Origin of the sequence: Paenibacillus sp. EZ-K15 (genome assembly GCF_002573715.1) — a bacterium.
Lineage (GTDB): Bacteria > Bacillota > Bacilli > Paenibacillales > Paenibacillaceae > Paenibacillus_AQ.
On record NZ_PDHM01000021.1, the window covers coordinates 298,893 to 318,443 of the forward strand.

Here is a 19,551-nt window from a genome sequence, read left to right on the forward strand (position 1 = left end):
CCAATCATTATAATGGAAATATCGGAAAGAGGGAGCAGTCATTACAGATGGGATCCTCCACTGGCATCGATGCATTGACCGGTGATCCAGCGGCTGTCCGGAGAAGCCAGAAATGCTGCAATATCTGCGATATCCCCAGGCTCACCCCATCTTCCGAAGATCGAATAGCCGGCTCCGAATTGGAACGAGGCCGGGTCCTGAAGCATGGCGGCATTCATGTCAGTAGCAACGAATCCAGGCTGTATCGCATTGATCGTGATTCCGCGGGAACCTAGCTGGCTCGACAGGGAGAGGGTCAGCGAATTGATGGCCCCCTTCGTCATCGTATACGCAGGAATATTGGGCAAGGAGATTCGGGTTACCGCAGAAGATAAATTGATAATGCGGCCATCGTCTCGAAGGCGTGGGAGAGCCTGCTGAATCATGAAGAATGGCGACTTCACGTTCATTCGCATCACTTCATCAAAGCTTTCCTCCGTGGTCTCCTCGATGGTTTCCACTAAGCCGATCCCTGCATTGTTGATTAGAATATCGAATTGCGTATTACCGGTTCGTGCTTTTAACGTCTCATCCAGCGACCCATACACGGCACTTATTCCATCCATGGAAGTAAGATCCGCCCCTACCAAGAAAGCTTCACCTCCGGCCTCGGTTATCTCGCTCACGACCTCTTCCGCGGCCTCATGGTTCTTGCCATAGTGAACGGCTACCAACGCTCCTTCCTTTGCCAATCGTATCGCGATGGCACGTCCAATGCCTCGGCTGGAGCCCGTAACCAAAGCAACTTTTCCCGTCAATGTATTCATGTTCTCATCATCTCCTCTTTTTCTTTCACTTTTAGTTTTATCACAGGCCCCATTTCGAAATATTGCGCTCCTATTCTCGCCTTCCTCTTGATAAACCCCATAAAAGATGCCCCGCCTGCACGGGGGGGGCTAGAATGTAGGCATTTGCGTCGCCGCCTACGCTCAGTGAATTAAAAATCATTTACATTCCATGTAATGATTATTATAATGAGAATATCAAAAGAGCTGCGCAACCTGTGTTTGCATAAAGCGATTAAAGGATGATTTTTTCCTTTAGTCGCTTTTTTTGTGAGCTTGTTGAAAGTCATGGAGGTATATCGTATGAAAAAAAGAGCGTTTGATATGATCATGCTGCTCATCGGGGCATTTATTTTTGCGCTGGCCGTCAATTTATTCGTCATTCCCAACGATTTTGGCGAAGGCGGCGTTACCGGGATCTCGATCATTCTGTTTTATGTGCTGAAATGGTCCCCGGCGCTGGTCGGCATTGTGATTAACGGGATTTTGCTGATTATCGGCTACAAGCTTCTGGATAAAAAAACGACGGTCTATACCATTATCGTTGTTGCCTTTCACTCTCTGTTCCTTCATTTGACGGAGAACTGGAGCATCGCTTCGGATGAGCCGGTGATCAATGCCATATTTGCCGGACTGTTTGCCGGCGTCGGGATTGGACTCATCGTCCGGGTGGGTGGCACAACGGCGGGTACGGTGATATTGGCCCGCCTGGCTAATAAATATTGGGATTGGAATATCAGTTATGCCCTGCTGTTCTTTGACCTGATCGTGGCCGGACTGTCTGTCTTTGTAATCGGGATCGAGAAGGTGATGTTCACCGTGGTCATCCTCTATATCGGCACCAAGGCGATGGAGTTCATTATTGAAGGCTTGAATCCCAAAAAGGCCGTTACCATCATCTCGACCCATCATGATCGCATCGCAATTCGGGTTACGGAGATTATGGATCGCGGGGTGACTGTGCTCCGGGGTTATGGATATTACACCGGTCAGACCAAAGATGTGCTCTACATCGTCATCAGTAAACAGGAAGTCTCCATGCTCAAAAAAATCGTCCGGGCCGAAGACAAAAACGCTTTTGTCACGATCCATGACGTACGCGACGTGTTTGGCGAAGGATTTATTGATATTTCAAAATAAGAGGGGACTTATCCTTTATACAAAAAAAGATCGAAACAGCCGTTCGGGCAGGTTTCGATCTTTTTTCATTATACTCAGTTCCATCTTCGGCTTATAAGGGAGACATATATCTTCCATACGCCAGCCCGAGATCCGTAATGGCATCATCCGACACGGACAGAAGCGAAACATTCTCTCCTTCCGAGCCCATCCATTGGACGCCCAACACAAAGCCAAGCTCCGTTTTTGCCGCAAAGAGAAATGAGAACATCTCCGGCCGCACCTCGCCTTGATCATCCACTCTCCATGTAGAGCTCGGATCAAACTTCGCCGGATAATCATAATATAACCAGCCGCTCTCACGTTTCAGCGCCAGGCTTGCCAGCATATCATCACCCTGTCTGACGAATTGCACCAGATAGAGGGACTCCCCATCAGGAAGTTGAACAATGGGCCATGCCTTGTCTACTTCTCTCCCCTTGCTGTCCTTGATGTCCTGCAGCCCCTGTTCATTGATCTCCTCCGGATTTGCTGGTTGAATAGTCATTAAGGCATCCGTAGGAAGATGGCGCTTAGGGATGATAAAATAGGTGGAATTCGGTTCTGCGGCCCCTTCGCTCACCTCATACAATTGTCCAGCCTGATGGCTGAAATTCGGTGCGGTTTGCCTGCCGTTATCTTCCTCCGTCGCTGGCTGCGAGCCGGCATATTGAACCGGAAGCACCACGCCTCCCTGTCCCACGGCAATCAGCGAGGCTTGCTCATCCTGAATAGCCGCATCCGGGTCTACCAACAGCCTATGCCCCGTCTCGTCGGCAAAAGCGAAGGTCCCTTCCTGTAAAGCAGCCACATCCTGGACCACCAAGGGCTGCTCATCCTTTATATCAGGCGCCGGCTTCACGTCCGAAACGGGTGGGGCGGGGGCCTGCTCCATCTCCGGATCCGCACATGCCGTCAAGGTACTTATTGCCATAATAAACATCGCTGCCGATAACCTTTTCATGCCCTCAGCTCCTGTAATAAGATTCCAAGTCTTCCATAACCTCAGACGCTAAACATACCGAAAAAGTTGAAGCCAAAGTTCCTTTTATTTGTATTTCCCCATGACAAATTCGGATTATTTTTTGCATTTTAGCTACACGAAACACGGAGTTATGACTTATTAACTTACACCAAATGACAACTTTATAGAAATATTTAATGAGTTCGCAAAAAACATTTTATTGGTAATACGGGGCAAGATTCTATACAATTCTTTTTAACTTAAAAATGCTGAGTGCAAACTTTTAATGTTTTAGTACAAATTGTCCGAGACAGGCTACCTTTCCCGCAAAACAGACGATTTATCACGCAATTCTACTTTAACGATTTGAAGGAGTGCATCGCAAAAGTGACTACGAATATTTCCGTTTCTTCACCCCTTACTGCCGCGAAAGACTATGTGGAATCCATCTATAACCAAGTGGTGGCTCGAGATCCGCATGAGCAAGAGTTTCATCAAGCCGTCCGTGAATTTGTAGATTCCCTCGTCCCTGTTTTAGCCCAGCATCCGAAATATCGGGAACACGGTATTCTGGAACGCCTTGTGGAGCCTGAACGAATGATCACCTTCCGTATTCCATGGGTGGATGATCAAGGTAAAACCCAAGTAAACCGCGGGTTCCGTGTTCAATTTAACAGCGCGCTGGGTCCGTACAAAGGCGGCATCCGGTTCCATCCTTCGGTGTATGCCGGTATCGTCAAATTCCTTGGTTTTGAACAAATCTTCAAAAATGCGCTCACAGGCCAGCCCATCGGCGGCGGCAAGGGCGGTTCGGATTTCGATCCGAAAGGCAAGTCCGATCAGGAAGTCATGCGTTTTACCCAGAGCTTCATGACCGAGCTGTACCGCCATATCGGACCTGATTCCGATGTGCCTGCTGGCGATATCGGTGTCGGCGCTCGCGAGATCGGTTATATGTTCGGCCAATACAAGCGGATCCGCGGCGGACATGAGGCCGGCGTTCTGACAGGCAAAGGCGTCATCTATGGCGGAAGCCTGGCACGTACGGAAGCAACCGGTTACGGCTGCGTCTACTTCGTACAGGAGATGCTGGCTTCGCAAGGCCTTAGCTTCAAAGACAGCCGCGTCGTGGTGTCCGGCTCGGGCAACGTCTCCATCTACGCGATTGAAAAAGCACAGCAGCTCGGTGCACACGTCATCGCCTGCAGTGATTCCAACGGGTACCTGTACGATCCGGACGGAATTAACCTCGAAACCGTGAAGCTGCTGAAGGAACGGGATCGCCTGCGGATCAGCGAATACGTCAAGATTCACCCGCATGCCGAATATACCGAAGGCTGCACGGGCATCTGGACCATTCCATGCGATATCGCACTTCCTTGCGCCACGCAGAATGAGCTGGATGAAGAAGCAGCGAAAACACTCATCATGAATGGTGTAAAAGCTATCGGTGAGGGAGCCAATATGCCTTCCACGCTGGAAGCGATTGAGCAGTTCATCAACAGCGGCGTGCTGTTCGGACCGGCTAAAGCCGCCAATGCAGGCGGGGTTGCCGTATCCGCGCTGGAAATGAGCCAGAACAGCATGAGAATGTCATGGACCTTTGAAGAAGTGGATGCGAAGCTGCATCAGATCATGAAAAACATCTACAGCAGTGCCGTAGATGCTGCAGAGGAGTATGGCGTAGCCGGCAATCTAGTGGCTGGTGCCAACATCGCAGGATTTATTAAAGTCGCTGATGCCATGATCGCACAAGGTATCGTATAAATAAGAAACAAAAAGAAGCCCTACCGCATATGCGGTAGGGCTTCTTACAGCTTATAGAAGCTCGCTACGGAGCTCTTCGGCCGATTTTGGGGATAAGTATCCCAGCGGGATATCAAACACCGTCTTGGCGCCTTTCTGTCCCTCTCTGCTCAAACGATGGGCAGCTCTTGCATAAGACACCAGCACACTGGCCGTAAATTCCGGGTTGCTGTCAAGCTTCAGGCCAAATTCAACAATTTGTTTATTTCCGCTTCCGGTTACGCCGCTGCGAATGACAAATCCGCCATGAGGCATGCCTGCATGCTCAGCCTCAAGCTCTTCTTGCGTAATGAAAGTTACGGTTGTATCGTAATCGGCAAAATAGTTAGGCATCGACACAATCGTTTGACGGATCTGCTCTTGGTCCGCACCTTCTTCCGCTACGATGAAGCAATCTCTCCGGTGCTTCTCGCGCGTGGCGAGCTCCGGTGTTTCACCAGCACGGATTTGGTTGATAACCTCTTCTACTGGAACCGTATATTGAACGCCTGCCTTCACCCCGGGAACACGACGGATGGCATCCGAGTGGCCCTGGCTCACGCCTTTGCCCCAGAAGGTATAATCTTTTCCTTCCGGCAAAATCGCTTCGGCAAGCAGACGATTCATGGAGAACAAGCCCGGATCCCAGCCCGTCGAAATGACGCTGACACGGCCTCCGCCCATCGCTGCTTTGTTGACTTCCTCGAAAAACTCAGGGATTTTCGCGTGTGTGTCAAAGCTGTCTACCGTATTGAACATGCTGGCAAGCTGTGGCGTTTGCTCAGGCAAATCCGTAGCCGAACCGCCGCACAGAATCATAACGTCAATCTTGCCGATGTATTGCTCTGCCGCTGATATATGCTCGAAGCGAGCACCGGAATTGGACGGCATTTGCTGCGGGTCTCTGCGCGTGAAGATGGCTACCAGCTCCAGATCCGGATTTTGCCCGATTGCTTTCTGTACGCCTTTGCCCAAGTTTCCATAACCTACGATCCCTACTTTAATAGATGCTTTCAATGTAATCCTCCCTTTGTCAGAACCATTTCCCTGTAGCATGATGTTTATGTACCGCTTTAAAGTATAAGTATATAGACATCACTCAAATTGTAAACTATTTTATATGGACAGGAAATTGTTTCTATCTGTGTTATTCTTATTTTTCACCGTACTATCCGATAACTTGTACAACATTTCCTTCTTGATCCTTGATTTCCGTCTTCAGGACCTCAATCCGGATTCCTTGCAAGCCAGAAAGCTCGAAGGTGCTGACCTGCGGCAGCAATCGGCTTGAGAATTCACCCGCGGTTCGATCGTCCAAAACCAGGGTAACATCTCCGTCCTCCGCAGTCCAGCGGCTCTCTTCTCCCGGCTCAAATACGACCCGAACATCCGAACCTACAAGGCTCAGTTTCTTATCCTTCAGAATTCGGCCCTGCAGCAGCTTCCCGATAATTTCGGCCTGCTTGGCACCTATTTGTAATGTAGCCCGAGTTTTACTTAACCAGCCCTTCTTCCCCGGTTCAAAAGCCAGCTGGCTCACGTAGAGAAATCCGGTGTTCGAGCCCTCTTGTTTTGTCCCTCGGTCAACGGCTTCCGAAATCGAAGGTACCTTCAGCAGCGAATCCCGATCCAGATCCGTTATGTATTGCGGCATATGCTCCCCGCAAGCTTGTAATACACCAAGCGTATTCCATGTCTGCATCGCCTCGAGTTCTTCACGTGTGATGCCAACCATCTGCAGGAATTCTACCCGACCATTCGGCGTATCCATCCCTGGCAGCTCGGGATCCAGGGTAAAGGAGAGTGCGGTCAATTGTGTATCGGCACCCAGACAGATCGGCCCATTGGCATCCAAATAATCCCCCGAGCGAAAAACATTCCCGCTGTTAAACACATATCTCCCCATGTTCTGAAGCAGATTTAACGCCCACGCCGGCGGCTCTTCCTCATCCTCCCCCTTAGCCAGCCTGAACGTCAATTCGAATCCGTAACCGCTCTCCTCCAGATTGTCCGATTCCTTGTCATACAGCTCGCTAAAGCCATAAGTAACCATATGCCAATGCGGACTTGGGGCATTCGACGTATAAGCGCTGATTCCATTCAGCGGATCGGGTCCTCCAAGAGCATAGGGAATTAGAGCCCCGTAATGTTTCGGCTCCTGCTCCCCGTACAGCTTCAGCAGCTTCTCATCAATCGCGTCCCAACCTGCGGCGTTTTCTTCATGTGTCAATCCTGTTCCCTCCCGTTATCGTTTACCTCCAAAATTAAACCGTATCCGAATAGGCTCAAGCATTCAAATGTTTCGTGAAGCCCCCCGCTATTCAAGCGGTTGAATACCGATGTCGAAGACTATCGTTAGTCGATTCCAGCAATAACCGCTAGGATATAATATTTACCTTGTAATACTTTGACAATAACATCTAAGCATCTTTTCATCAGCCTCCTAAAGAAGAAGTTCTTATTATTATATGTAATCGATCTAAGAGCTGAACAACTACACTCGTCATCTTCTCTATACAAAAGATGAAGATTAAAGGTGATTTTGGGCCGGGGGTACTAGCGCGGGTGTCCATAACATCAGTGTGCATGTGGATCCAGATAAGGAAAAGCCCGATAAAGACCGGACTAATAATATCGCTACTACTGGTTGTAGAGTAATTTCGCCTTCTGGCGGTAGTGGTGGAGGGGCTGGAAGTGGGGATTGCCAGGAAAAAGCTGTTGGAAATTGGACAGTTACTTACCCACTAATAACCGGCTATCATACCAAGACAAGGGAAGTTTCCTGGACAGATGCGAACGGTAAGTTAGCAGAGTAATTGAGGATACTATACCACAGGAGGGGAACTTAATGTCAAAAGAAAAAGTAATGCGAATCGGAGAAATAAGAGGAAACCTGTGGAGTCTATTAGATGCACGAAATCCTGACACTGGATTGGAAGTTAATTGGCTCTTAGCTTGTGTGGCGTTTCTAACGGTAACCTGGGGAACTGCTGTAGTTGCAGCAAACGTTTAACGTGGGACATGGTAGATAAAGATGCGGTTGGAATCTTAAGGATCGACTCAAAATATAAGCTATGGTGCGTGGATTGCACCGAATAACAGCAAGTAGCACATTGGATATAATTCTGATTGATTGTTTGTCCTGAATGTGAGGGTGCTCGTTACACAGAACAAGGGAAATGTGATGAATGTTGGGGCTCTGGGTCAGTTTCTGAACAGGAGGAATAAATATTGTATAGATAATAAGCCGGCTATATGCCGGGCTGCTTCTGTTTGTTTCAGGATCAGATTCCAGTTATAGACGAAAAAATATCTTCATCATAACGAAAGTATACGTGAAAAACGGATATCATTTCTGAGATGAGATTGTTTAGTTTATATATATCTATTATAGCAGTCCAGTTGTCAGAATCACAATCGATTTTCGAAGATGAAAATTTTGTTATAAATTAGAAATATATAACATTTAACGGAATAATTGTGGTACAATCAAACTGGAAGATTTAGGGATATGAGAGGAGGGTAGACAATTCCATTTTATGTAAATTATAAACTAGTACATAAGGAGGATTTTCAATGAAAAAAATACTATCCATTATTACGATTTTAACACTTTTTCTAACTGTTAATAGTCAAGCATTTGCATCCGAAGAAAAAGGCAACGAATTGATCCTATCGAATAATGAAATTACTAGTATTAAAATGTCTTTATCAGAATACGGCGTCAGTGAAGAAACACAAGAAGATCTGATTAATAAGCTAAAAAACAATGAAAAATGGGATTCATTGAAAGGGGTTAAACCTGTATCTACCCGTACAGTTCTAAAAAATGATATTGAAGAAAAAGTGGAAATATTTCAAGATGGTTCAATATCTGTGTCAGCAATGGACTTATCTACGGCAGAAGTATCGGATGTAATTACACCTTATGATTTAGATCCAGGTAATATAAGTTCGGGTTCTGGTTACACCAACTATCGTGGCGCAAGAATATATAAAAATGAAATCGTATTATTTGCTCAATTTTATGCTGATTTTACAACGGTAAATCAAGGCATGAGTTATATCACTAGAGTTTATGATGGAGATGTAAACGGAGTCGGTGGTACTATAAGTGATGTAAGTTTAAATGTTATACAGTATAAGGAAGATCTTAATTATCCAGCAGAGGCTAAATTAAGCTTCATTGTTAGTGGTTGGGGCGGTTGGGGCGGAGGAACTTGCTGGCTAAAACTTCAAGTTGGTAATAGTCATTATAGTACCCCTTCGTATATGTAATGGTATATTAAAAAGAACATTCAAAATGTAGAACATGCTGTTACAAGGCTTGTTCTACATTTTTTAATACAACTTATTGCTGTTTCAACAGGATTCTCATATGATCAGTTATTATTAGTATTAGAAACACTTTCTATCCTTTACGATTAAAAATCATTTCTAATCTCTATGGTGGGAGGTACTATGTGAGTGAACTAGCTCGTCAATTAATAATAAGCCGAACTTTGTTTTATCTTCATTCGAAAAAATTAGAGGGGGTAGAACTTATAGACAGTGAAATAGAAATATCTAATAGCGGAAAGGCTATGAGATATTTCTATTTTGAAACAATTTGATTTTAAATTAAATGAAGATGGACCGGCTACACTTAGTTGGACAATAAAAATAAGGGCTTGTAGAATAAGCAGATAAGATAAAGGAGCGGATCTACAATGCCAAGAGAACGACGGACATTTACAACAGAATTCAAGAAACAAATGGTAGAACTCTATGAGAATGGGAAGTCCAGAGCGGCGATTGTGGAGGAATATGGCCTCACAGCCTCATCTTTAGATCGTTGGATTAAGCAATCTCAAACCTCAGGCTTGTTCTCAGAGAAGAACAATCGCTCTGTGGAAGAAAATGAACTCATTGCTTTACGAAAAGAGAACCAGCGCCTCAAAATGGAGAACGATATTTTAAAGCAAGCCGCGCTGATCATGGGATGAAAGTAACTATCATCCAAAACAACCGTGATAAATACTCAGTATCAGCAATGTGTGACGTCCTGCAAATCGCAAGAAGTACTTTTTACTATGAAGCCAAAGAACAAATGAATGAAGACGATATTACCGAAGCTGTTGTGGAGATTTTCCAAAAGAATCGTAAAGCCTACGGTACACGCAAGATCAAAGTTAAGCTCCATGAGCGCGGCTTCATCGTATCCAGACGTCGAATTGGTCGAATCATGAAAGAGCAAGGTTTGGTCTCCACGTACACGGTAGCTCAATACAAGCCACATAAGACGGCATGTAACGAAGCAACAACGGCAAATGTCCTAGATCGAAAGTTTGAGCAAAAGGAAGCCAAGCGCTTCGTCGTCAGCGATCTGACGTACGTGAAGGTCCAGAACCGATGGCATTACATTTGTGTGCTGATGGATCTATTTAATCGAGAAATCATTGGCCATAGTGCAAGTCCGAACAAGGACGCTACTCTGATTGCCCGCGCATTTGCGACTATTGAGGGCGATCTACGTCAGATCCAATGGTTCCATACAGATCGAGGAAGTGAGTTTAAAAATCAAAAGATGGATGAGCTTTTAGAGACGTTTGATATTGGCCGCTCACTCAGCATGAAAGGTTGCCCATATGACAACGCCGTCGCCGAAGCCACCTATAAAATCATGAAAACAGAGTTCGTGAACCAGATGAACTTCCAGAGCCTTCGACAGTTAGAACTGGAATTATCCGATTACGTCAACTGGTTTAACAAACATCGCATTCATGGAACTTTAGGCTATATGACGCCTATTCAATACCGCCAGTCAGCCCTTAAAAATGTTGTTTGATTTACTGTTGACAATCCAAGATATTATTCACGATCTAGTGAAGTCTTTGTGTGGATTGAAGGATCCATAATTGAATAATCAATATTATTAAACAAATGAAAGGAGAACGATAAATGATTAATGCATCATCATTAATGAGTGTCAGTTTAATATTTATTATTATAATTCTTCTACTAATCATTATAATCTTTAGTAGAATGTTTAGGAATCACGAAAATCGCTCGAACCAAAAGTTAATTAATGAACAAAAGATTATTTTACAAGATCAACAAAAACAATTAATTGAGTTAGAACAAAGATTGAAAGAAGTTGAGAAAATATTAAGGACTGTTGAATGATAATAAGCGCGGGGTCTGTCTTAGCTGTTGTTTCACCCAGAGTCACATGTATTCCTCCCAACATTTCTATTGCTTTCCATTTTTATATCGTACATAGCTATCTATGTCGATTAGATTGATCATTGTAGACTAGTGCGAAAAAGGGACCTAACCATCATAATAAGGTCTCTTTTTTGTATCTTGATGTTTGGTATATTATATTCTTGCCCATTATATGATATATGAAGAAACCCGATACCGGCAGAAATCCCATCTTTCCTCCCCTTACATTAGTTGTAGTCATCTGTAGTTGTAACCGCCAAGAAACAGGCTACAGATGCGTTGAGAGTAGGATTTTGATCTGCTAGTATCAGGTTTCTTTTTCCCCTCGCTAGGGAGAGATACATATAATAGTCATTCGAATTCATGCCAAACCATTGCAGCAGGTTCCAATCATCGTACAGTACCAGATTACGGGACTCCCCGGTGATCTCATTTTCAATGTCCAGATGCCCCTTCGTCAACTCCGAGGATCTTCCTAATAGTTCCTTCCATTCCACGGGCGAGCATGTCCCATTGTCGATCATATAAGATAAGGCAGTTGTCAGAATGCGTGTCCCGGCTTGTTCCACTTCCGTCTTGGTCCAGTTCAATTCCTGCTCCAGAAATTCCAGTCTTAACAGCAGCAGGCCGAATGCCTCCAGATCTGACTGTGCATCAGCTTTAGGCAGCTGTAAAAAGAAGGAGCCCTCTTCGCCGTCCGGGTATTCCCATTGCTGTATGCGAAACCTATCTGTAAAGGGAAGTGCGTGCTCTTGTATGTATGACCTTAAATCTACAAGCTCCTCCTGAGTCATGTGCATTCTCGCCGTATCCGAATATCTTCACCGTTCATGCCCATATCACCATCCTCTTCCACTTCATTATATAGGACGTATAGGGGAATGAAGAAGTTTCCAGAGAAGTGTATAATAGAACCATATCAACGAAGGAGCCTACATGTTCATGAAAAAAATAACGGCATTATCCGTAACCTTAACACTTTCAGCTTCGATTATGGCCTCTTCACTAGCTTCGCTGCCGGTTTCCGTCGATGCGACCTCAGCCAAGGAATGGATACAGATCTCCGAAAGGACGTCCTATTACGGTGAAGCAGCCAACGGCCAGCCCAATGGACGCGGTACGATCAAATGGGGAAATGGCAAACAATATTCCGGCGAATTCATTAACGGGAAGCGCACCGGAAACGGTAAATACATTAACGAATACCAAGTAGACGGTGAAACACATAAGGTGGTATACACCGGCCGCTGGAGTAACGACAAAATGGATGGCGAAGGCATCCTGACGCATAAGGTGACATTGCCTGACGGGTCCGTCCGATGGAATCAGATCCAGAAAGGGACATTCCAGGCAGGCGTCTTCCAAAGCGGATACGATGTCACTCATGCCATCGCGGATCCCGACTACAACTTTATCTACAAGAAAGGCCAGGAATCGCTCGAAATCATGGGCTTCAATCAAAACATAAAGAAAGCCTGGGCCGCCGGAACGATGTTCAGCGTTCATTACAGAAACGGCTCCATCAACAAAAAATCTTCGGTTTTCCCTGCCAACTCGGCGGCTGAACAGCGTCAAAATGACGCCGCGATCCAATATTTCAAGAGCATTCAAAACAAAGTGGCTCCTCACCTGGAGCAATTTGAAGCATTGTCCAAGCAGGTTCCATTAAAATAACCTGACCCAATACAATCGTCAAAGAACCCGGTAACTTGCCTATAGCAAGACCGGGTTCTTCTATTACCGAAGGAGCCTATCCATCACAATATCTCTAAGATGCAGGACCCTCGAGCACAAACTGTAACGTATAATGATCCAGCTTCTTCACCTCTACTTGATACCCCAATAAATCTGCCGTTTGCAGGAGTGGCATCATCGTCTTGCCCTCCGAGATATAAGGAGCATGCCGAAGCGTAATTTCGGCTGCGGCCGCTTCTTTCTTGCGATCCTCTTGGCTGCTCCACCCCCAAGCTTTCGTTGAATCTACCGTCAGTTCGGCGACAGAACCTTTACCCGATAAAGTTATTTTTCCTGCGTTATATGCCGCCGTTAACCCGAGCGCTTTAACCGCTTCCTTCACGGGTACCATCAATTCCGTCTCATCCGGCATCTTCCGACTTGTAAAATGGACGGGTTCTCCGTTTTCGGTAATCCGTACCTCCACGCTTCGGGCTTCCTTCCCGACTATCAGCACTGTATCAACCTGTTTGGTTAACTGCTCCATGAAGGTCGCGGCATTCTCGGGCGTCATCTTATAGCGGGCATCCTGCAGGCTCACCGCTTGAGTAATCCGGGAGTTTATGTCCTGGGAATGATGAGAAAGATCCTTGAACTGCGAGAAGTCATAGGTCCAGTCCGCTTCCGCCTGAAAATCATATACTTGCGTGTTGCCGTGACGGTTCAGCTGCTGGAACATCCACGTCTTCATCTCCAGTTGATTGCTGTAACGGGCCGGGTTCGTATCCTGCCACAGCTTCTGCCTCAGGATGCTGTATGGCGGGTAATAGACAATAAACTCAACGTCGGGATAAGCCTCTACCAAGGACAATACATACGTATTGAAATGATGCTGAACCTGCTCGATCGGCTCTTCATTCACGCTGAAATAGTATTCCGTATTTCGAGCCCGATCATAGGCATTCATCACTTGATCATTTCCGTATGACACCTCGTTGTGCCAGTTGTACAGATTTTCGATATTTTGGGGAGTGCCTCCCATGAGTGTTTTGACGATCCCTCTCGCAAAGTTTTCATAGGCTGAATAATTGAACCAGTACTTATAATCATTCCACCAGATATCGTCATACAGATATTCCGGAAAATAGTCGTCCGCGCCTTCATCCGGATTCTTCAGCGCAAAATAGTCCAATCCCCACAAAACGGTCTTTACCTTCCCGGTCTGAAGCGCCAGAGACGCAATTTTATACTGCTCATCGGCTGTCGATCCGCGCATGGATAACTTTAGCGCTTGGCCTCCCAGCGCCTTTCCCACTTCGGACGGCAGGAAATTCTCCGTCATGGATGTGCCGAGGATGATGGTATCATATGGGTAATTGCGGGCTAGTCCCGGGTTCTGGTATCGCTGCTCGCTGGTAAAGATCGGAGCGTACCAGGTCGCTTTGCGGTAGAACTGAAAGGGATCCAATACAAATGTCATGCAGCCGACCAGCAGTGCAACAATGAGGGAAGCGAGCGCAAACTGAATCAGCATCCTTCTCCCTGCCCTCCGATGAATACGAACGGATTGAGGAGCAGCGGCTGCGCTCGACTTGGGAGACGCCGACTTGGTGGCCGTTGATGTCGTTGGCATGTTGAACGCCGCCTTTCCTAGAAATTAAAATACAAAAACTCGCTAATGCGGGTGATGTACATCAGAGAGATGACAAACAGAACCGCACATACGACGGCTTGCTTGAAATTCGGACGGAAGGAAACCGACAATTCCGAGGAATTCCGGCAGAGCAGCACAATCGGCGCGATGACAACAATGATGGCCAGCGGCTCTAATATGGCATCATTCAAATAGAGATGAATGCCTGACAAACCGCTCATTCCCTTTAATAAACGCATAGCCTGAGCCCAGCTTTCCGCACGGAAAAAGACCCAGGTAACCGTAATGAACACAAAGGTGATCGTCCAAGCGAGAAGACGCGGCATCGCAATGCCAAGCTTCCCCCAGAATCGGTGAATGACTTGTCCCACGCCGTGCAGCAGGCCCCAGAACAGAAAGGTCCAGCCGGCACCGTGCCACAAACCGCCAATCAGGAAGGTCAGCACCAGGTTCCGCAGCATGATCGCTTCACCCCGGCGGTTGCCTCCGAGCGGGATATAAATATAGTCCCGCAAAAAACGGCTTAGGGTCATATGCCAGCGCCGCCAGAAATCCTGTATGTTCAGCGCCTTATAAGGCGAATTGAAGTTCTGCGGCAGCCGAATATTGAACAGAAGCGCCGCACCGATGGCCATGTCGGTGTAACCGCTGAAGTCGAAGTAGAGTTGAAATGTGTATGACAAAGCAGCGATCCAGGAATCAACGAAGCCCGCTGCTGTGTCAAAGCCCGCATTGGCATAGATCGCCAGTGTATCGGCAATGACCACCTTCTTAAACAAGCCGACACAGAATATAAAAACACCGTTAGCGGCGTTTCCCCAATCCCACAGCTTCCCCCGAACCCGATCGAACTGCGGCATCATCTCACCATGATGCAGGATCGGTCCCGCGATCAAATGAGGATAGAAGGTCACAAACAGCACATAGTTGACGATATTGTACTCACTGGCCTTCCCTTTGTAAGCATCTACCAAATATGCGATTTGGGTAAAGGTAAAGAAGCTGATCCCAAGCGGCAGCACCAGATTGAGGAGAGATACTTCCCACCCTGTTGCAGCTCCTATATTAACGAGAAAGAAATCGGCGTATTTATAGTAGATTAACAGCAGCACATTGCCTGTGATGCCACAAATTAATATGCCTCTGGCACCCCGCTGGGAGGAAGAAGGGTCTTTGGAGTTGGCTTGACGGGCTTGCAGCAGCCGTCCGATGAAATAGTTGAAGGCAATCGAAGCGAGAAGAAGAGGAAGATAGCTGATATTCCACCAGCTGTAAAAAAATAACGAAGAAAGCGCCAGCCAGCACTTGGCTGCCAGGCTATATCGAAACCGATTCAACCCAAAATATACGATAACCGTGATCGGCAGGAATATAAAAATAAAGGGATAGGAATTAAACAACATGCCGGGAAAGGCACCTCCGACTTTCTAAATTGACCATTCGTTAACGATGTCGATTCTTGGCGGTAATTTCTAAATAATATCATATATTTTACATTCGAGATATAATTTTCTTGTTTAGGACTCGATATGATATATATCGAACTTTTTTCATATAAAGATAAGCTATAAAACCTAGTAATTTCGTATAAAAAAAGAGGCCGCTATTCATGCGGTCCCCTTGTTGCCATGCTATAGATCTGCGTAGTATAAATAACCCCGGCTACTGTGAACGTCCCTCGTTCAGCATCAAGATGGTCTTATCGATTCGCCGCTGACGGGTTTCCATCGCCTTAGCCCCCTCGATCGACAGCACCAAGCGGCGTTTATTACTGTAGGACAAATTATCGAAGTATTGTCGTGCCACCGGGTTCAGATCCAGAGTCGCGGAAAAATCCTCGGGTACCATGATCTCGCGCGGCTCGGTATCAAGCTCAATCTGAACGGTCACTTCGTCACCCGCTGCAACTCCCGCTGCTTGCCGGTTCTCTGCGCTGAGCGGCAGCATGAATACGCCTCCCATAGGGGCGATGGTACTGCGATAGGTATGCTTGCCGATGGTGACTGCAACTGGGGGTCTTTTGCCCGAACCAAGGCCTTCCACAACTTCATCCGGCACCTGAAACCCTGTTGCCGTCTTACCGCCTAACTGTATCGTCGTTTGAAATTCCATTTTTGTATTCCTCCAGTTAAAAATCATGGGCTACCACGAACACAGCCTTATTGTGCCGTCCAGCCGCCATCCACAAGCAGCAAAGTGCCTGTAACAAGATCGGATGCCGGGGAGGCGAGATAAATAACGGCTCCAGCCACATCGCCAATGGTACCGATTCGCCCTGCCGGGATCCGTGCCAGGACGCCGTCGCGAAAATCGGGGGAGTCCAGTCGCTCGGCTGTTCCCGGCGTATGGATGAACGTAGGACCGACGGCATTGATGTTCACGCCACGGCTGGACCACTCCAGCGCCAGCACCTTTGTCAGCTGATTCACGCCGCCTTTGGAGGCGCAATAGGCAGCCCCTTCCGTAATCCCAACGACACTCACCTGGGAGCTGACGTTAATGATTTTTCCGTCCCCCTGCTCCAGCATGATGCGGCCGGCGGCCTGACAGCAGAAAAATACGCCCTTCAAATTCACGTCCATCATCTCATCCCAATAATCCTCGGTGATATCTTCCGCAAGCATCCCCTCTCCCAGACCCGCGTTATTGACCACGATATCGAGCCGGCCGAAATCCTTGGCTACCTGACCAAACACGGTTCGGATCTGCTCCACATTCCGGACGTCCAGCTCATAGGCCTTGGCCTGACCTCCTGCCTGAGAGATTTCCTCGACCAATCGATCCAGCGAGTCTTTGCTTCGTGCCATGACGGCAACCTTGGCTCCTGCTGCTGCCAGCGCTTGGGCTAGTCCATAGCCGATGCCTTTGCTGGCCCCCGTCACGATTGCGATTTTATCCTGAATGCTGAAATTAGGCTGCATATGTAATACCTCCATCACCTTAGATTCTATGTAGTTTCATTAAAGCATGATGGCTGGTCAGTCGCAATCGTTCCCAGATCCCCCTCCCCAGTAAATCCATCCGATTAAGGCCTAAAGTACGTTAATTTGCAGCAGCAATAGAGGAATCTCTGCCCGTGGGCTAGAAATGATGAGAAATATAGCGATCGTTGTCTAGTATGGAGAGTATGGAGAGAATGGAGGAAATCCAAGTATGAGCGAACGATTATCTGAAGCGCAGCAACAAGCGATTCTTCATGTCGAATCAACAGCGGCGGCCCAACGAAAAGTCGCTTTGGAAATGACGGAACAAATCTTGCGGAAACATGAACAAGACTCCGTAACGATCGGCTCGCTGTTAACCCATATCGGAAAGTCTGCACGTGTTACGTTAAATTTCCATCCGGATCGGATAATGCCCACCGGACACGCTGTCATCGAATCCCTCTTGGCAGAAGGCATATATCATAACCAGTTCATCACGAGCGTGACGAATGGAAGCCGAACCGCCTACCCGGGCGGTGACCGCGACCAATGGGAACGGCTCCTGTTTGGCGGTGCCTACCAGCAGCCTGATGTACGTAACGACGAGCGGCCGAAATACGGAGCACTCAATCTCATGAATTATGCCGATGGTGCATCTCCCCGCTTCGGTTCCTGTTTGTTGGTGCTATCCCCTAACATATTGAACCGTTGCACCTTTACATTCGGAGACAGTCATGCAGGTCCTGAGTTTGTAGGTACCATTCGTCAATGGAATTCAATTCTCGCTGCACTCTTGCATCAAGTTGAGTCTACAGGCTCGGCCCTGGGTTACCGGGATGTGGACATTCCATACATGCTGGAGCGGATTCTTCATCTGCCTTTATCGAATACCGGCTCCTCCGGGCCCGTTGGGCGTTCCTTGGATGATTATATTGAAGCGCAAATCCATGGTGTCATCGACTTGTCCAGCGATGTGGAGGCCCTAGTGGCCGATCCGTCCTACCGGGACACCCCGATTGGCCAATTGCTCCATGCATTATGTGAACGGTATAACCTCACCTTGTTCTGGCACCCAGGCTTCCGCCTTGCTGTACAGGATGTTCCGGATGATTTCCGGGGACCCGTCATGCCGCCGCTCGCCAAACGGATCGATCAACGTTTTGGAGGCTCGCTGGGCATGCTGGATGCAGCCATTATTGGCAAAGCCGCTGCTCAACTGCACCATGATCCAAGCGAGTGGAGCGATTGGGGAACATTTGATGAAACCTTCCAGCATCTCAAACAGCTGTGGCATGTGCTCGTAAAGTATGGACATTCGTATCCGTATTGACCAAACCGCTAAGCTTTATTTTTGCCTAAGTACGCGCATTGGCATGAGGGTCCGACTAAAGATAACCGGGCTAGCGATATCCGTTCAGCAACGGCTAGGTCTTTTAGGCGCAGCTTCTTATATATTGATCTTAGAAAGGATGATGACCGGATGGATTGGGTCCAGCGGATGAATGAGGCCATAGGCTATATAGAAGGACACATAACCGAGGAGATCGATTACGCTGAAGCTGCACAGATCGCATGCTGCTCCGTGTACCATTTTCAACGCATGTTTCCGTTCATTACGGATGTTTCGCTGTCCGAATACATACGGAGACGCCGGCTGACACTGGCCGCCTACGAGCTGCAAAACAGCGAAATCAAAGTAATCGACCTTGCCCTTAAATATGGTTATGATTCCCCGGAGGCGTTCGCGCGTGCATTCCAGAACATGCATGGCACAACGCCGACGGCCGCACGTCAGACGGGTACCAAACTGAAGGCCTATCCCCGCATCTCCTTTCAATTCTCAATGCGAGGGGCTGCCGAAATGAATTACAGAATCGAAGAAATGAAGGAGTTTTCCGTGGTCGGTTTCAAAGAGCAGGTAAGCACGCAGCGTGCCTATGAAGACGTTCCCCGCCTCTGGATGGAGGCTCAGGAGAAGGGCATTTTCGAGAAGCTATGGAACTATCGTGTGCAAGACCATCCAATCCGGGGAATACTGGGTGTTTGTGCAGACGGTGACTACGGGAAGAATGAGCATTTTGACTACATCATGTCCGTTGTATCCCAGGATACGCCTCAGGAACCGATGGTACAGCGGCGTTTCCCCGCCGCCACTTGGGCCGTATTCGAGCTGGAAGGAGATCCGAGCGGCATTGCGGAGATGTGGAAGCGTCTTTATACGGAGTGGATACCATCCCATGCTTATGATCTCGCACCGCTTCCTGCCATCGAATGCTATCTTCCTCCGGACGAGCATAAGAACGAGTTATGGATTCCTGTCGTAAGAAAGGCACAGTAGATTCCATCGCTGAAGACGTGCAC

At 47.5% G+C, this 19,551-nt stretch carries 17 protein-coding genes; 8 read left to right on the forward strand and 9 right to left on the reverse strand.

Translation table 11 applies throughout. The features are described 5' to 3' along the window. Nucleotides 1-41: 41 nt before the first annotated feature. Nucleotides 42-806: an SDR family oxidoreductase gene (locus CRG97_RS25415; protein WP_098748464.1), complete on the reverse strand. Its 765-nt coding sequence runs from the start codon at nt 804-806 to the stop codon at nt 42-44. 321 nt (nt 807-1,127) lie between these two features. Between CRG97_RS25415 and CRG97_RS25420 the strand changes: the two genes are divergently transcribed. Beyond that, on the forward strand, nt 1,128-1,964 hold the full coding sequence (locus tag CRG97_RS25420) for a YitT family protein (RefSeq protein ID WP_076324391.1): 837 nt from the start codon (nt 1,128-1,130) through the stop codon (nt 1,962-1,964). Nucleotides 1,965-2,055: 91 nt separating this feature from the next. Here the strand turns inward: CRG97_RS25420 and CRG97_RS25425 are convergent, their stop codons facing one another. Continuing rightward, nucleotides 2,056-2,946, reverse strand: a complete 891-nt coding sequence (locus CRG97_RS25425) for a hypothetical protein (RefSeq protein ID WP_098748465.1) — start codon at nt 2,944-2,946, stop codon at nt 2,056-2,058. Nucleotides 2,947-3,333: 387 nt separating this feature from the next. Between CRG97_RS25425 and gdhA the strand changes: the two genes are divergently transcribed. Then, a complete protein-coding gene (gene gdhA, locus CRG97_RS25430; protein ID WP_098748466.1) occupies nt 3,334-4,713 on the forward strand; it encodes an NADP-specific glutamate dehydrogenase in 1,380 nt (459 codons plus the stop codon). A 51-nt stretch (nt 4,714-4,764) separates the two neighbouring features. Here gdhA and CRG97_RS25435 read toward each other — a convergent pair whose 3' ends face one another. Further along, on the reverse strand, nt 4,765-5,748 hold the full coding sequence (locus CRG97_RS25435; protein WP_076324394.1) for a diaminopimelate dehydrogenase: 984 nt from the start codon (nt 5,746-5,748) through the stop codon (nt 4,765-4,767). A gap of 151 nt (nt 5,749-5,899) precedes the next feature. Beyond that, on the reverse strand, nt 5,900-6,961 hold the full coding sequence (locus CRG97_RS25440; protein ID WP_098748467.1) for a suppressor of fused domain protein: 1,062 nt from the start codon (nt 6,959-6,961) through the stop codon (nt 5,900-5,902). Nucleotides 6,962-7,579: 618 nt separating this feature from the next. Between CRG97_RS25440 and CRG97_RS33115 the strand changes: the two genes are divergently transcribed. The 3 genes from CRG97_RS33115 to CRG97_RS25450 all read left to right on the forward strand — a co-directional run bounded on the left by CRG97_RS33115 (nt 7,580) and on the right by CRG97_RS25450 (nt 10,558). Next, nucleotides 7,580-7,744 carry a hypothetical protein gene (locus CRG97_RS33115; RefSeq protein WP_161952969.1) on the forward strand — a complete coding sequence of 55 codons (165 nt, stop codon included), beginning with the start codon at nt 7,580-7,582 and terminating at the stop codon, nt 7,742-7,744. A 563-nt stretch (nt 7,745-8,307) separates the two neighbouring features. After that, nucleotides 8,308-9,009 (forward strand): DUF5626 family protein, encoded by a 702-nt coding sequence (locus tag CRG97_RS25445; protein ID WP_098748468.1) that lies wholly within the window; start codon nt 8,308-8,310, stop codon nt 9,007-9,009. A 431-nt stretch (nt 9,010-9,440) separates the two neighbouring features. Further along, a protein-coding gene (locus CRG97_RS25450; RefSeq protein ID WP_098748469.1) for an IS3 family transposase occupies nt 9,441-10,558 on the forward strand; the annotation gives its coding sequence in 2 pieces (ribosomal slippage) (nt 9,441-9,687 and nt 9,687-10,558; 1,119 coding nt in all). 607 nt (nt 10,559-11,165) lie between these two features. Here the strand turns inward: CRG97_RS25450 and CRG97_RS25460 are convergent. After that, on the reverse strand, nt 11,166-11,738 hold the full coding sequence (locus CRG97_RS25460) for a hypothetical protein (RefSeq protein WP_098748471.1): 573 nt from the start codon (nt 11,736-11,738) through the stop codon (nt 11,166-11,168). A 142-nt stretch (nt 11,739-11,880) separates the two neighbouring features. Between CRG97_RS25460 and CRG97_RS25465 the strand changes: the two genes are divergently transcribed. Continuing rightward, nucleotides 11,881-12,612 carry an MORN repeat-containing protein gene (locus CRG97_RS25465; protein ID WP_098748472.1) on the forward strand — a complete coding sequence of 244 codons (732 nt, stop codon included), beginning with the start codon at nt 11,881-11,883 and terminating at the stop codon, nt 12,610-12,612. 94 nt (nt 12,613-12,706) lie between these two features. On the opposite strand, the gene CRG97_RS25470 is transcribed toward CRG97_RS25465, so the two are convergent. The 4 genes from CRG97_RS25470 to CRG97_RS25485 form a co-directional block, all read right to left on the reverse strand. Next, the gene (locus CRG97_RS25470) at nt 12,707-14,245 is read right to left on the reverse strand and encodes a copper amine oxidase N-terminal domain-containing protein (RefSeq protein ID WP_098748473.1); all 1,539 of its coding nucleotides are present in this window, start codon (nt 14,243-14,245) and stop codon (nt 12,707-12,709) included. Nucleotides 14,246-14,262: 17 nt separating this feature from the next. After that, nucleotides 14,263-15,669, reverse strand: a complete 1,407-nt coding sequence (locus CRG97_RS25475; protein ID WP_098748474.1) for an MBOAT family O-acyltransferase — start codon at nt 15,667-15,669, stop codon at nt 14,263-14,265. Between the two features lie 259 nt (nt 15,670-15,928). Continuing rightward, a complete protein-coding gene (locus CRG97_RS25480; protein WP_098748475.1) occupies nt 15,929-16,378 on the reverse strand; it encodes a YdeI/OmpD-associated family protein in 450 nt (149 codons plus the stop codon). Between the two features lie 47 nt (nt 16,379-16,425). Then, complete coding sequence (locus CRG97_RS25485) at nt 16,426-17,187, reverse strand: SDR family NAD(P)-dependent oxidoreductase (protein WP_098748476.1); 762 nt, start codon at nt 17,185-17,187, stop codon at nt 16,426-16,428. Between the two features lie 232 nt (nt 17,188-17,419). Between CRG97_RS25485 and CRG97_RS25490 the strand changes: the two genes are divergently transcribed. Both CRG97_RS25490 and CRG97_RS25495 read left to right on the forward strand, forming a co-directional pair. Next, complete coding sequence (locus tag CRG97_RS25490) at nt 17,420-18,520, forward strand: DUF3626 domain-containing protein (RefSeq protein WP_098748477.1); 1,101 nt, start codon at nt 17,420-17,422, stop codon at nt 18,518-18,520. Nucleotides 18,521-18,670: 150 nt separating this feature from the next. Further along, on the forward strand, nt 18,671-19,528 hold the full coding sequence (locus CRG97_RS25495; RefSeq protein WP_098748478.1) for an AraC family transcriptional regulator: 858 nt from the start codon (nt 18,671-18,673) through the stop codon (nt 19,526-19,528). Nucleotides 19,529-19,551 lie beyond the last annotated feature (23 nt).